This window comes from Methylobacterium sp. J-090, from assembly GCF_022829345.1.
Lineage (GTDB): Bacteria > Pseudomonadota > Alphaproteobacteria > Rhizobiales > Beijerinckiaceae > Methylobacterium.
Genome location: NZ_JAKSXV010000010.1, coordinates 1 through 14,463 on the forward strand (window position 1 = coordinate 1; position 14,463 = coordinate 14,463).

General features: G+C 66.3%; 11 protein-coding genes and 2 pseudogenes. 8 read left to right on the plus strand and 5 right to left on the minus strand.

The features are described 5' to 3' along the window. The first annotated feature begins 531 nt into the window (after nt 1–531). The 4 genes and pseudogenes from MKK49_RS00690 (at nt 532) to MKK49_RS00705 (ending at nt 5,500) form a co-directional block, all read left to right on the plus strand. Nucleotides 532–1,138: pseudogene (locus tag MKK49_RS00690) on the plus strand (tyrosine-type recombinase/integrase). A 131-nt stretch (nt 1,139–1,269) separates the two neighbouring features. Continuing rightward, nucleotides 1,270–1,935, plus strand: a pseudogene (locus MKK49_RS00695) (transposase); the annotation flags it as partial. Between the two features lie 279 nt (nt 1,936–2,214). Next, complete coding sequence (locus MKK49_RS00700) at nt 2,215–2,757, plus strand: dienelactone hydrolase family protein (protein ID WP_244026100.1); 543 nt, start codon at nt 2,215–2,217, stop codon at nt 2,755–2,757. Nucleotides 2,758–3,739: 982 nt separating this feature from the next. After that, nucleotides 3,740–5,500 carry a flagellin gene (locus MKK49_RS00705; RefSeq protein WP_244026103.1) on the plus strand — a complete coding sequence of 587 codons (1,761 nt, stop codon included), beginning with the start codon at nt 3,740–3,742 and terminating at the stop codon, nt 5,498–5,500. Nucleotides 5,501–5,610: 110 nt separating this feature from the next. Here MKK49_RS00705 and MKK49_RS00710 read toward each other — a convergent pair whose 3' ends face one another. Next, on the minus strand, nt 5,611–6,291 hold the full coding sequence (locus MKK49_RS00710) for a response regulator transcription factor (protein WP_244026105.1): 681 nt from the start codon (nt 6,289–6,291) through the stop codon (nt 5,611–5,613). A 296-nt stretch (nt 6,292–6,587) separates the two neighbouring features. On the opposite strand from MKK49_RS00710, the gene MKK49_RS00715 reads away from it, so the two are divergent. From MKK49_RS00715 to MKK49_RS00725, 3 genes are all read left to right on the plus strand, one after another. Beyond that, on the plus strand, nt 6,588–7,055 hold the full coding sequence (locus MKK49_RS00715) for a tellurite resistance TerB family protein (RefSeq protein ID WP_244026107.1): 468 nt from the start codon (nt 6,588–6,590) through the stop codon (nt 7,053–7,055). 289 nt (nt 7,056–7,344) lie between these two features. Continuing rightward, nucleotides 7,345–9,321 (plus strand): acyl CoA:acetate/3-ketoacid CoA transferase, encoded by a 1,977-nt coding sequence (locus MKK49_RS00720; protein WP_244026108.1) that lies wholly within the window; start codon nt 7,345–7,347, stop codon nt 9,319–9,321. A 188-nt stretch (nt 9,322–9,509) separates the two neighbouring features. Then, nucleotides 9,510–10,430: a bestrophin family protein gene (locus MKK49_RS00725; protein WP_244026109.1), complete on the plus strand. Its 921-nt coding sequence runs from the start codon at nt 9,510–9,512 to the stop codon at nt 10,428–10,430. Nucleotides 10,431–10,511: 81 nt separating this feature from the next. Here MKK49_RS00725 and MKK49_RS00730 read toward each other — a convergent pair whose 3' ends face one another. From MKK49_RS00730 to MKK49_RS00745, 4 genes are all read right to left on the minus strand, one after another. After that, nucleotides 10,512–11,069: a hypothetical protein gene (locus tag MKK49_RS00730; protein WP_244026110.1), complete on the minus strand. Its 558-nt coding sequence runs from the start codon at nt 11,067–11,069 to the stop codon at nt 10,512–10,514. A gap of 30 nt (nt 11,070–11,099) precedes the next feature. Then, the gene (locus MKK49_RS00735) at nt 11,100–11,357 is read right to left on the minus strand and encodes a hypothetical protein (protein WP_244026111.1); all 258 of its coding nucleotides are present in this window, start codon (nt 11,355–11,357) and stop codon (nt 11,100–11,102) included. Nucleotides 11,358–11,716: 359 nt separating this feature from the next. After that, a complete protein-coding gene (locus MKK49_RS00740) occupies nt 11,717–12,826 on the minus strand; it encodes a type II asparaginase (protein ID WP_244026112.1) in 1,110 nt (369 codons plus the stop codon). Nucleotides 12,827–13,050: 224 nt separating this feature from the next. Then, on the minus strand, nt 13,051–13,410 hold the full coding sequence (locus MKK49_RS00745; protein WP_244026113.1) for a hypothetical protein: 360 nt from the start codon (nt 13,408–13,410) through the stop codon (nt 13,051–13,053). Between the two features lie 99 nt (nt 13,411–13,509). On the opposite strand from MKK49_RS00745, the gene MKK49_RS00750 reads away from it, so the two are divergent. Next, nucleotides 13,510–14,460, plus strand: coding sequence for a LysR family transcriptional regulator (locus tag MKK49_RS00750; RefSeq protein WP_244026115.1), 951 nt, complete (start codon nt 13,510–13,512; stop codon nt 14,458–14,460). Nucleotides 14,461–14,463: the final 3 nt, after the last annotated feature.

Genomic DNA, 14,463 nt, shown 5'->3' on the forward strand with positions numbered 1-14,463 from the left:
CCCTGCGAGACCAAGACATCAACCTGACGCAGCTTGGCAACAATCTCTTCAGCCGTATGCTTCTTCCGTCCCATGACAACATCCTCCACATGGCTCAAAGCCATACCTCAGGGAGGACCACTTTTCAGGGGGCAGGCCAGGACGGTGTCTCAATTTCCCGAATTAGAATGCTTCATGCCGTCGGTGATCAGAGTTTCGGCCCTCGAAGGGTGATCGTCGCGCGCCACTCCTATCACTGCGTGATATTACGGGATTCAAGTAATCATCTTTGTAAAGTTTTATTGTATATCACTTTTTCAAATTAAAGATTGTTGAAAATGATATCATGGTAAAACTATTCTAGATTTTTATTTGTAACGGGTCAGTGTTGACGGGCTGATTCGAGGCGACATAGATCTATTGCACCTAATCGATCACTCCGAATATTCGCTCGTTGAAATAGAATTTTTGTCTGCATCTGGCGCGCAGCTACGGCGCGGGCGGTTCTCGGTTGGGGTGAGATGCTGATGGCTCCTCAAGTGGAGTTTCCTCATGCCTTCCACCAGTGACACCGTCCGCCGACCGTGGAACCTCGGCCGCCTCGTCGACCCCAGACCGCTGTTCAAGCCCAAGCACATCTGGGCGATCCGCACCCGCCTGCAGCACGAGGGCCGCACGCGAGATTTCGCCCTGTTCAACACCGCCATCGACAGCAAACTGCGTGGCTGCGATCTCGTCCGCCTGCGCGTGGCCGATGTCCATCTCGGCGACGGCGTCCGCCTGCGCACCACCATCGTCCAGCAGAAGACTGACCGGGCCCGTACCCTTCGAGCTGACCGAGACCACTCGGGAGACCCTTGCGGCTTGGCTGAAGCTGCGGGGGCTGCGGGCCGGCGACTGGCTGTTCCCGAGCCGAAGCCGCCCGGGCGGGCACCTCACGACGCGGCAGTATGGACGACCCGTCGATGACTGGGTCACGCTGATCGGCCTCGACCCGACAGGGTACGGCACGCACAGTCTGCGCCGCACGAAGGTCGCGTTAATCTACCGGCGGACGGGCAACTTGCGTGCCTGTCAGCTGCTGCTGGGCCACACCAAATTGGAGAGCACGGTGCACTACCTCGGCATCGAGGCGGACGACGCGCTGGTGATGTCCTAACAGACCGACATCTGACGATCACAGCAGCGGCCCCTTGGGCCGTCGCACCTACCCCCTTTCGTCCGAGAAGGGATGAGGCTGTGTGAAAACGCTGCGGTTCTGGTAGTCTCTGCGTGACGGCGGAGGCTTGTATGACGCGGTTCGTTAAAGGTGCGGATCGTCACCAAGTCACGCTGCTGCCGGATCGCCTGGACGACTAAGTGTCCGAGGACAATCCGGTTCGTGTCGTCGATGCGTTCGTGGATGAACTCGATCGCGCGACCCTTGGTTTTGCCGGTGTGATGCCCGCCGCGACGGGTCGGCCCGGCTATCATCCCGCGACCCTGCTGAAGCTCTACCTCTACGGCTAACTCAACCAGGTCGCCTCCAGCCGCCGTCTGGAGCGCGAGGCCGGCCGCAACGTCGCGCTGATGTGGCTGACCGGCCGCCTTGCCCCCGACTTCAAGACCATCGCCGACTTCCGGCGCGACAACGGGGCAGCGATCCAGGGCGCCTGCCGCCAGTTCGTCATGCTGTGCCGCCAACTCGGCCTCCTGCCCGGTGGCGTCGTGGCGCTCGACGGCAGCCGCTTCAAAGCGGTGAACACACGCGATCGCAACTTCACCCCGGCGGCGGTCCGGCGGCGCATCGAGCAGGTCGAGGCGAGCATCGGGCGCTATCTCGCCGCCCTCGACACCGCCGACCGCCAGGAGGACGAGGTCGCGCGCGTGCGCAAGGTACGCATCGCGGAGCGTCTGGACGCCTTGCGGACGCGGATGCGCGAACTGCAGGCGATGGAGAGGCTCGTCGAAGCCGCAGCCGGAGCAGGAGCCGGAGCCGGAGCCGGAGCCGATCACGACCGAGAGAAACGAAACGGACAATACCGTTTTCTTTCTATCATAGGCCGCCGTTGTCCCGGCGGCCCGCGCTGTGGATGGCGGCGGTGGCCCGACCGTGATCTCGGGTGGGATATCCTTCAGCGGAACCCGCGGCCTCGGGCAGCCCTCGCATCCTCCCCCGGTGCTGAGAGTTGATGCTGCCCATGCGTCAGCACCGGCACAGCCGAGCTCATCTTCATCGGGAGCATCGAACGAGAAATGCAGAGCTTCACGAGTGGCGGTCACCGGATTGAAGTCGAGTGGTTTGCCGCCTCGCGCGGCTCTGCAGCAGGGGAGGGTGCAGGCGGATCGAGGCCGGCGGTCCTGCTGCTGCACGGTGCGGACGAGCTGACCTATGCGGAAGGCGATCGGCTCGCAGCCCGGAACATCTCAATCTCCGGCTATCACGTTGCCTTCGTGCATTACCTCGACCGTACAGCCGACCGGCGCGTCGCCTACTCGCGGCTTCGTCAGGATTTTCCGCTCTGGGCTACAACTGTGCGAAATGCTGTGAGTTGGCTCGCGTCACAGCCCGGTGTTGATCCGAGAAGGCTCGGAATCGTTGGCGTCTCGCTCGGAGCCGCGCCCGCCTTCGAAAGCGCGGCCGCCGATCCCCGGGTCAAGGCGATCGTGGACTACTTCGGCCCGCTGCCCGAGGGTCTGGCCGGGCGCCCGCCTCGGCTACCACCGATCCTGATTCTGCACGGAGCCTCGGATCCGATCGTTCCGGCTCAGAGGGTTACGCGATTAAACGCCTCCTGAAGGCACAGGACACACCGTACCAGGTCAAGATCTACCCGGGCCAGGGGCATGGCCTCACAAGACCGGCTCAGTTCAATTCGGCAGCCCGGGTCGCAAGCTTCCTGCGGCAACATCTCGGACCCGATCAGGCCTGAGACTGCCGTTTCTGGAGGTCTGTTCCTCCCATGCGCACGGCGAGGTCCGATTTCGCGCCACCACGTGTTCTGCAGCGGTTCAGTCGCGGGGAACACAGGTGAGCAAAATCAACGACCTACCACAGCTTCCCAAGCTGAATATGCGGGTTCGATTCCTGCCGCCCGCTCCAACCTATCCCGTTGAAGCATCAGCCTTTTTAATGCTCTCTCTACAGCTGATCTCGCGTTCCCCATGCTCCCCAACGCGTTCCTTTACCGGTTCAGGGCTTGTTCCTGACCGCCCGATGCGCAGCCCTGAATTCAGCACCCGCGCGGGATTTTCCGATGGCGCTGCGCGCGTAACGCAGCGTCGTACGACGAGCGGGGAGCCGGCGGCGGAGGCGCCACCGGCCAGGGAACCCGTGGATCATCGATCTCCCGAAATGATCGAGAAGCGCCTTCAGGTGCGACGGCGGCAAGCTGTCCAGCGGCACGAGGCTCATGCGGGGAGCTCGGATCCAGAGCCACCCCACGGCGCCGGCATCCCCGCAATCCGTGAACCGCCGTCAAGCCGAGTTCGAAGCGCTGACGTCGCGCTTTAAGCGCTTGCTAACGCGCTCAGGTCATACTGCCTCCATCGACAAACGGTCTTCCTCATCGGAGCCGGCACGAGTTCGATGCGAGTGCAGTGGATGGACCAGAACGGTTCATAGACATGATGTCGCCCCACTGGTCCGGCGAAAACCCGGAATGTAATATTTTGCGACCTGTAATCGCTGATTAAATTCATCGATTGACCTCGCAAGACTTCGGCAACCCGCCGAATTACAAAAACTCCCGCAGAATTTCAGTCCCGGATCACACCCGCCATGACCAGCCTGCTGACCAACAACGCCGCGATGACGGCGCTGACGACCCTCAAGAGCATCAACTCGCAGCTCGACGTGACCAGCAACCGGGTGTCCACCGGCCAGCGCGTGTCGAATGCCTCCGATAACGCCGCCTACTGGTCCATCGCCACCACCATCCGCACCGACAATTCCTCGCTCAGCGCCGTCAAGGATTCCCTCGGCCTCGGCTCCTCGGCCGTCGACACCGCTTATACCGGCATCAACAGCGTGCTGACCAACCTGCAGAACATGCGCGCCAAGCTGCAGACCGCCCTCTCCCCGGGCGTCGACCGCAGCAAGGTCCAGACCGAGATCAACGCCATCCAGAGCAACATGAAGTCGACGGCCGCCTCGTCGAACTCGAGCGGCCAGAACTGGCTGGCGGTCAATTCCGCCGCGTCAAACACGTCGTTCCAGCCAACCCAGAACGTCGTCGCCGGTTTCGCCCGCACCGCGGCGGGCGCGATCACCTTCTCGAACATCGGCATCGATGTGAACGCGGTGAAGCTGTACGACACCAACACCACCACCATCAACACCGCTGCGACGGCCGGCCAAGTTGTCGGCTCGACCTCGCTGACCGGTACCACCGCCTTCACGGCCGGAACCGGAACCGTCGATTTCACGACGGTCAATGCCGGCGCCACCAAGCAAATCGCCTTTTCGATCGACCTGGGCGGTGGCGCGAGCGCCGTGGTCCAGCTCGATAAGGATACGCTCCGCTCCAGCGCGGCCAATCTCAGCAAGGTCACCACCGATGAACTGCTGAAGGCGATCAACAACCAGATCACCGCCTCCGGCACCTCGGCGCTCGCCGGCAAGGTTACGGCTGGGCTCGACACGGCGGGACGCCTGACCTTCCAGACCACCGGAACCGGCGCGGCGGCCCAGGTCAACATCAAGGTCGTCAACGCGATCAACACGCCGACCTCGACCTTCGCCCTGGCGGATATCGGCTTCGGCGCCATCTCGACCGCCCCGAGCGTCACCGGAACCGCCTACACCAACCTCGATCTGTCCTCGGGATCGAAGGTCATCAGCATCGATGACGGCGCTGGCGCCAAGACCGTCACCCTCAATGCCGCCGCCTATGCAACACTTCCGGCCGGACGGACGGGCGCCTCGGCCAGCAACGCGGCGGTCAACGGCGACGACATCGCCAAACTGATCAACGCGAGCCTGCTGGCGCAGGGCAGCACAGCGAGCGCCAGCTTCGCGAGCGGCAAGCTGACCTTCACCACGAGCGGCGCCTCCCCGTCGCTCACCTTCGCCGGAACGGACGTGGCCAGCTTCGGCTTCACCAACGCGCAGACGGCGTCCGGCACCGCTGGCGTGACCGGCAAGGGCACCGCCGCCGGCACCACGGCGGGCCAGGGCATCCTCGACACGGTCGACGCCACCACCGGGGTGTCGGTCGACACGGTCAACATCTCGGCGCTGACCGGAACCGCCGGCGATGCGGCCCTCTCGGCCATCATTACCCAGGTGGACAAGGCCATCGCCGCGGTCACCAATGCGGCAACCAAACTCGGCACCAACAAGACCCAGATCGACGGCCAGAAGACCTTTGTCGAAACCCTGATGAAGTCGAACGACCGCACCATCGGCACCCTCGTCGATGCCGACATCGAGGAGGAGTCGACGAAGCTGAAGGCCCTCCAGACCCAGCAGCAGCTCGGCGTCCAGGCGCTCAGCATCGCCAACAGCGCCAGCCAGAACGTGCTCTCGCTGTTCCGGTAAGACCGGTCCTCGTCCCCGGGCTCCGCCCCGGGGACGAGATCGCCCAAACGAAAACCCGCGCTCCTTCCGGAGCGCGGGTTTTTTCGTGACCGACGGCGAGCTGCGCCGGTTCAGCCGACGAAGGTGTAGCCGGCCAGGCGCTTGGCCTCGATGGGGTCGTAGCCCAGGCGCATCCGCAGCTTCTTGCGCAGCTTGCTGATGTGGCCCTCGACCACGCTCTCCTCCACGTCGCTGCCGTGGTCGGCGTAGACGGCATTGAAGATCTGCACCCGGGTGAGCTGGCGGCCGCGATTGCGCGCGAAATACTCGAGGATGTGGCGCTCGCGCCGAGGCAGGGTCAGGTTCTCGCCGTCGATTTCCGGGTCGCGGCCGTCGGCATAGACCTTGAGGCGGCCGGCCTTGTCCTGGGCCGGGACCTGGACCTCGCCCCGGCCCATCCGGCGGCGGATCGCCTCGGCGCGGGCGAGGATCTCGCGGACGTGGACGGGACGGCGCACCACGTCGTCGATGCCGGCGGTGAAGAGATCGAGGGTCTGCTCCAGGGAGCGGGTCTCGTTGAGGGCGATGATCGGGGCGTGCGACAGGCTGCGGATGGCAGCGGTGGTGCGGGTCCGGCTCGCGGATTCGCCGAGCACGAAGCCCTGGACCGCGTCGAGGTCGTGGGCCGGGGTCGTGTCGAGCCAGGCCTGGAACGCGTCGGCGGCGAGGCTGTGGGCCGTCACACCCTGGGCTCCGAAGCCGGCGACGGTCTCGGTCGCCACGCTGCTCCGCTCATCGATCACGATGTACATGCCGCCGTCTCTTTCCGCGCACGGGAGTTCGTTCGGCCGAAAGCGGCCGCGCGTCCCTCTAGTCTTCAATTTGTCCTGGATATTGCTTTGCGAAGCTGCGGAAGAACTTAAGCGGCTCGAACGAGACCCGAATTCATCTCGGCAGATCGCTGCGGCTCAGCGCCGTTTCGTGGTATCGTTTTGTTAAGAAAATGGTTAATTTTTTGTTAAGCAGGGCCTGCGCCGGTCACCACCCGGTCATCTGTTGCAGCGCCGCATCACGGGCGCGGATCACCGAGCCCTTCGCAGGAGACACCATGGGACTGTTCCAGGACCTCGTCGGCCGCTTCACCCAGAACGTGACGGCCTATGTCGGCGACCGGACGCTGATGGAGGCGGCGGTCTCCGCCACGGCCAACGTCATCCTGGCCGACTCTGAGATCGATGAGGAGGAGGTCGAGGCGGCGCTGGCCGGCATGCGAGCCAATCCGATCCTCGAGAAGGGCTACGATACCCTGAAGCTGGAGGCCGAACTGTTCAAGGGTCTCGACCGGGCGCGCACCCGGGCGGGCCGCGCCGAGAACCTGCGCGACGTCGCAGCGATCCGGGGGCGCGAGGTCGGCCAGCGCGCGGCCGTGTTCCTCATCGCGGCCGACGTCGCCGATCAGGCCGGCATCAGCACCGTCGAGCACGTCGCCCTGGCCGAGATCGCCGAGGCCCTCGGAGTGGACAAAGATCAGCTCCTCCAGGGCCACGCCGGAGCCGAGCGCCCTCTCACCGAATAATGTATAATATGAAGGTCGGCGGCCGCCTTATCAGTCAAGATGGGGTTCCGCGGCCGCCCCACACGATCCGCGGCGGCGAAACACCCCGCGGCGATAGTTGGGGCGCACGTGATATGTGCGCCGCAACAGGATCAAAACGCATCGCAACACCGGCGAGGGTACCCTTGCGAAGTGGAGACGCGATCTCTACGCTCGCCTGAGCCAACAAGACTTCCACGGCACCGAAACCGGCAGAATAAATCCTGCCGCCTGACATCGAGAGTGGAGGCACGGGGAGGATCGTGGGGCGATGAAGAAAAATAAGGTCATCTCGGCGGAAGAGGCCATCGCGCTCATCCGGCAGAACGACGTGGTGACCACCACGGGCTTCGTTCAGAGCTGCATTCCGGAGGCGCTTCACGCCGCCCTGGAGAAGCGCTTCGTCGAGACGGGCGCTCCGCGCGACCTCACCCTGATCATGACGGCGGGTGCCGGCGACAGCAAGGGCCTCGGCACCGGCCGCCTGCACCACGAGGGCCTCCTGAAACGCGTCATCGCGGCCAATTTCGGCCGGATGCCGAAGGTCGCCAAGGCGGCCCAGGAGAACAAGATCTTCGGCTACAACCTACCGCAGGGCGTGATCTCGCAGCTCTACCGCGCCTGTGCCGCCGGCCAGCCGGGACTGTTCTCCAAGGTCGGCCTGCACACCTACGTCGACCCGCGCCATGGCGGCGGCCGCGTCAACACCCTGACGCAGGACGAGATCGTCAAGGTGGTGGATGTCGATGGCGAGGAGTGGCTGTTCTACACGGCCACCAAGATCGACGTCGCCTTCATCCGCGGCACCTCGGCCGATCCTGCCGGTAACATCTCCTTCGAGAAGGAGGCGCTGACCCTCGATTGCCTCGCCCAGGCCATGGCCGCGCGCAACAATGGCGGCATCGTCATCGCCCAGGTCGAGCGCATCGTCGACGATGGCTTCCTGCTGCCGAAGGACGTGCGGGTGCCGGGCATCCTCGTCGATTGCGTGGTGCTGGCCGAACCCGAGATGCACCGCATGAACTACGGCGTGCAGCACGATGCGGCGCTGGCCGGACAGATCCGCGTGCCGGTGGCCGGCATGAAGAAGATGCCGCTCGATGCCCGCAAGATCATCGCCCGGCGCGCCGCCTTCGAGCTCCCGCCCAACGGCGTGGTCAACCTCGGCGTCGGTGCACCGGAGGGCATCTCGGCGGTGGCCAACGAGGAGAAGGTGACGCCCTACATCACCCTCACCACGGAGGCCGGGGCGGTCGGCGGCGTGCTCGCCTCGGGCTCGAGCTTCGGTGCGGCGACGAACGCCGACTGCGTCATCGACCAGAACCAGATGTTCGACTTCTACGACGGCGGCGGCCTCGACATGACCTGCCTCGGGCTCGCCGAGTGCGACCAGCACGGCAACGTCAACACGAGCATGTTCGGCGGCCGCCTCAACGGCTGCGGCGGCTTCATCAACATCTCGCAGAACGCGCGCTGCGTCGTCTTCGCCGGCACCTTCACGGTGGGCGGCCTCGAGACCGTGGTGGAGGACGGCAAACTCCGCATCGTCACCGAAGGCCGCTCGCAAAAATTCCTGCCCCAGGTCGAGCAGATCACCTTCAGCGGCTCCTACGCGCAGATGCGGTCGCAGCCGGTGATCTACGTCACCGAGCGCTGTGTGTTCCAGCTCACCGACGAGGGCCTGGAGCTCATCGAGGTGGCGCCCGGCATCGACATCGAGCGGGACATCCTGCCCCATATGGGCTTCCGGCCCATCATCAAGCAGCCGGCGCTCATGGATGCGCGCCTGTTCCGCGACGAGCCGATGGAACTGCTCGCCGATCTGCTCAACCTCAACCTGTCGGAGCGCGTCAGCTACGATTCCGAGCGCAACATCCTGTTCGTCAACCTCGAGGGCTGGCATGCCCGCGTGAAGAGCGACATCGACGACCTGCGCAAGGTCCTGGTCGGCGCCTGCAAGAAGGCCGGCCAGCGGGTCAACTCCGTGGTCAACCACGACGGGTTCCGCATCAACGAGAACCTCTACGACGACTACGCGAGCATGATCCAGTATCTCGCAGCGAACTACTACGCCACCACCACCCGCTACGCCACGAGCGCCTTCCTGCGCCTCAAGATGGAGGAGGCCCTCAACCGCCGCGGCCTCGCCCCCCACGTGTTCGAGCGCAAGGAGGACGCCCACGCCTTCGTGGACGGCCTCGACAAGAAGGTCCGCCGCGCCTCCACGGCCATCGCCTCGGCGGCGTAAAAAACCATCTCCCCCCTGCGGGAGAGGATGCCTGCGAAGCAGACGGGCCGGGACGAAGTCCCGCAAGAGGGGCAGCGCGACCTTTTCGGAGAGGGCAGCGCTCCCCTCTCCCGACCCGCTCACGCGGGCCACCCTCCCCCGCAGAGGGGGGAGGGTTTTCGCGCTCGAACACCGAAGCACCCAAAACCATGATCGTCCGCTCGCGTCCGGGTCTTCTGACGATCCTGTTCACCCTGCGCGGCTCGATCCTGCCACAGGTGGCGCCGAAGGTGCTCGGCATCACCGCCGTGGCGGTCGGCGTGACGACGGCGGAGATGCGCTGGCCCGAGGCATTTCCCATCACGGCCGGAGTCGGGCCGTTCACCCTGATCGGGCTGGCGCTCTCGATCTTCCTGAGCTTTCGCAACGGCGCCTGCTACGACCGCTGGTGGGAGGCGCGCAGGGCCTGGGGGGCGCTCATCGTCGAGACGCGGGGTATCGCCCGGTTGCTCGCCGCTCTGGTGCCGGAGCCGGAGCACGTGGATCTGCGGCGGCGCGTGCTTCGGCGGGTGTCGGGCTTCGCCCACGCCCTGCACGCGCAGGTGCGCGGCGGGAACGAGGTCGCGGCGGCCGCCCCCTGGCTCTCGCCCGGCGAGGCCGAGGCCATCGCCCAAACCCCGAGCCCGGCCGATGCCGTGCTGATGAATCTCACGGCCGACCTCGCTGGTGCCTACCGCACGGGCGCCCTCACGGACGTGCTGTTCGGGGTGCTGGAGCAGCGCGTCGCCGCCTTATCCCAGGCCCAGATCGTGTGCGAGCGCATCCACGGCACGCCGCTGCCCTTCGCCTACACCCTGCTCCTGTACCGGACGGCGTGGCTCTACTGCCTTCTGCTGCCGTTCGGGCTGGCCGCCTCCCTCGGCTGGGCGACGCCGCTCGCCGTGGCGCTGGTCGCCTACACCTTCTTCGGCCTCGACGCGCTCGGCGACGAACTCGAGGAGCCGTTCGGCACCGAGCCCAACGACCTGCCGCTCGACGCCCTCCTGCACACGCTTGACGGCGTCGTCCTCGATGCCCTGGGCGAGCCGGCCCCGCCGGCGCTCAAGCCCGAGCGGTACTGGCTGACATAAAACGGCGACCATAGGGGCGATGGCGAATGGACCGCATTGGGACGACGTCGGGCGGTTCGGCGCCCGACGTCGAAGCGCAGCTCACAGCTTGGGGGTGGCCGTCCCGCCGGCGTCTTCGGCTGCGCGCTTGTCGATGACAGCCGCGAAGTCCTCCGGCGACTTGTCGAGGAAATCCTCCAGGGCCACCTGGAACTTCGCCTTGTCCTTCTCGCCGGGGCAGCGCGGCTCGGCGCAGCCGGCGACCGCCTTGGCGATCTCGGCCTCGACGGGCCCCATCTCCTTGCGCAGAGCCTGGATCTTCGTGTCGAAGGCCGTGCGCTGCTTGCCCGTGGTCGCGACGTCGCATTCCTTGATCGCCGCCTCCATCAGGGCGCCGAGATAGTAGGTCTTGATCCGGGCCTCGGACGGCATCGTCGGCGCCGGCGCCGGCGCGATGGGGGCGGCGTCGCAGCGGCGCAGGGATTCGTAGGCCTCGGGGAAGCCGGCGAGGTCGAAATCGCCGTCGGCGCCGTCGAGCTTCAGGATCATCTTCTTGGCGGCCAGCATCTGCGGCACCAGCGTCGCCGGGACCGTCGTGGTCAGGCTCGTCCCGTCGCCGGTCCAGGTGTGCTTGGCGATGGCGACCCGCTTGTCCAGCATCAGGGGAACGCGGACCTTCTCGTTCTTGTCTCAGGTCCAATGCTCGTAGATGAACGTCATCATGGCCTGATCATCGGCGAGCGCGAAGATCAGGGCGTTCACGGCGTTGCTGTCGTCGGGGTCCTTGTAGGACTTGCTCATGAGGCAGGTCGAACCGCTCGTCCCCGGGGCCGAGCGCTCGATATCCCAGCCCTTGGCCTTCTCGAACGGGATCTCGCCGGCGCCGAAGGCCGACGTGGCGAGGATACCGAGGGCCGCGACGCCCGCGACGAGGGATAGGTGCCTCAAGACTGCCTCTGGGCGGCCCGTTGCAGCCGTCTGTGGCGCAGGGTGCGACGGGAAGCCTTACGGTTCGATTGAGAGGCGGCGAGAAGATCTAAGACTGTTTTCGCTTGATCACCCCGGATCGAAGCGTCGCGACGGGCACCCTCTCCTGTTTGGGAGAGGGTTGGGGTGAGGGTCGTGGACTTTCCGGAGACTCCAAACACCTCACCCTGTCCCTCTCCTTCAGGAGAGGGGACTCGCGCTCCACCTCAGGCCGCCGGACACGCTCGATTGTCCGAACCCATCGGCCGGAGTTCGCATGACGGGTCGACAACGGGCCCGTGCCAAGGGCACCCGCCGCCGGCCTCCGACTGCCGGCCCCCTCAATACTCCCAGAAAATCCGCTGCAGCTCCTTGGTATCCTGCGTCTTGGTGAGCGCGACCGCAGCCAAAATCTTGGCCTTCTGCGGGTTGAGGTCGTGCGCCACCACCCAGTCGTACTTGTCGTCGGGCTGCTCGGCGTTGCGCAGGACGAAGCCGTCGCCGACGCGCGACGAGCGGATGATCTGCACGCCCTTGGACCGAAGATCCTTCAGGGTGTCGACGAGGTAGCCGGCGACCGAGCCGTTGCCCGTGCCCGCATGGATGATCGCCTTGGCGCCGCCCGCGACCGCCGTGGTGTAGGGCTCGGGATGCATGTTGCCCGAGCCGTAGACGATGGCGACGTCCGGCAGGGCATCAATGCCGTCGATGTCGAACTCGGAGGTGGTGCCGTGGCGCTTCACCGGAGCGCGGAACCAGTAGGTCTTGCCCTCCACCACCATGCCGAGCGGCCCCCACTGGCTAACGAACGCCGAGGGCTTGATGTTGACGCGCTTGGTCGAATCGCGCCCGGCCTGGATTTCGTCGTTCATGGTGAGCAGCACGCCCTTGGCGCGCGCATCCTTGGCACCCGCCACCACCACGGCGTCGAGGAGGTTGAGGGCGCCGTCGGCGGAGATGGCGGTGGAGGGCCGCATGGAGGCGACCATCACGATGGGCTTGTCGGTCTTCACCACGAGGTCGAGGAAGTAGGCGGTTTCCTCCACGGTGTCGGTGCCGTGGGTGATGACCACGCCGTCGACGTCGTCGCGCTTCACCAGCGCCGAGACCTGCTTGGCGAGCTGGATGAGCTGCGCGTTGGTGAAGCTCTCGGACGCGATCTGGAACGCCTGCTCGCCGCGCACCTCGGCCACCCCCGCGATGGCCGGCACGGCGGCGATGAGCTTGTCCACCGGCACCTTGGCGGCCTGGTAGGTGGCGCTGTTGGCCGCATCCGCGCCGGCCCCCGCGATGGTGCCGCCGGTGGCGACGATGACCACGCGCGGTTTGCCCGATGCGGCGGCCGGCGCCGTGGTGCCGGGGGCGGCCGGGGCCGGGCCTTCCAGGGCGGCGACGGGCAGAGTGCCCGCAATCATCAGGGCCAGGAGGGTGGCCGGTGCGGTGCGTCGCATGAATCGGTCCTGCGTCGGTGACGGTCTGCTGCCATTGTGGCCCGCAAGCCGGCTCGCGCCCAGGCGAAAAAGACGGCGCCGCGGGCCTTTCCCGATGCAGCCTGCCCGGCTTGTCACCCGAAACAGGAAAGACTCCCGGCCCGGCCGGCCGGCAAGGGACCCGAAACAAAAACCCTCCCGGCCAGGATTGGTCGGGAAGGCGGGGGTCGGCAACGGCCGAGCCCTTAGTTGAGGGCCGCCGCTTCCCGGGTCAGGGTGGGGCGCGGCCGGGACACGGCGACGGTGTCGCCGGTGCGGCTGATCTCGACGGTATCGGCGGCCGTGCCGAACTCCTGCGGGGTCGAGAGGGTCACGCTTTGGCCGGAGGCGAGGACGGTCTCGAAGCGGATGGCGCGGGCGGCGTCCGTGCGGGCCAGGGTCACGACGACCCGGTAGCCCTTGGGCTCAGGCGTGTAATAGGCCACGCCCGCGAGGTCGCCGAGGTTGATGCTGCCGCCATCGAGCGGCTTGATGGTCTCGGCCGAGGCGGCGCCCGTGAGGGCGGCAGCGAGGGCAGCGGCGGCGGCAAAGGTCCGGAACGTCATGATGTCGGGTCTCGCTCTGTGTGCGAAGGGTCGGTGTGCCCTTGCGTTGAAGCGAATATGCGGTGCAGTGCACCATGGATCAAACAGAACGCATCGATAATGACTATTGATCACGTCGATCTCACCCGTATCGACCTGAACCTGTTGGTCGCCCTCGACGCCCTGCTGTCCGAGCGCGGCGTCACCCGTGCGGCGGCCCGGATCGGCATCGGCCAGTCGGCCATGAGCTCGTCGCTCGCCCGCCTGCGCCTGCTGTTCGGCGACGAGCTCCTGACCCGGGCCCCCGAGGGCATGCGGCCGACACCCCGTGCCCTGGCGCTCGCAGAGCCTGTCCGTACTCTCCTGCGGCAGGTGCAGTCCCTGGTCCGGCGCGACGCGGTGTTCGATCCCCGAACGGTGCAGCGCACCTTCACCATCGGCCTGCCGGACAGCGCCGAGGTGCTGCTCGGGCCGAGGCTGCTCGCCTACCTGCGGGCGGAGGCGCCGGGCATCAGCCTGCTGCTGCGCTCCATCGACCGCATCCGCATCCTGCAGGAGCTCGACGCCGACCGGGTCGATCTCGGCATCGGCTTCTTCACGGAGGGGCAGACCCACCACAAGCGCCGCCTGCTCTACCGCGACAACTACCTCTGCATGTTCAACGCCGATCTCGTCGGCATCACGCCGCCGATCTCCCTGGAGGACTACGTCCGCTTCCCCCACATCCTCACCAGCCTGAAGGAGACGGCGCACGGCGTCGTGGACGAGGCCCTGGCGAAACTGGGCTTGAGCCGGACGCTCGCGGTGACGACGCCGCGCTTCCTCGCCGTGCCGTTCCTCGTGCGCAGCGCCCCGGTGATCACCACCATGCATGCGCGCCTCGCCACCTTCTTCGCCGGGGCGCTGGGCCTCAGCGTCAGCCCGGCCCCCGTGGACCTGGAGGACGTCGCGATCTCCATGCTGTGGCACGCCTCCTACGACGACGATCCGGCCCATCGCTGGCTGCGCGCCACGATCCTGCGCCTCGCCGAAGCCGAGGAGCCGGGCACCGCCTTCGGCGCGGCGCGTTGAGAC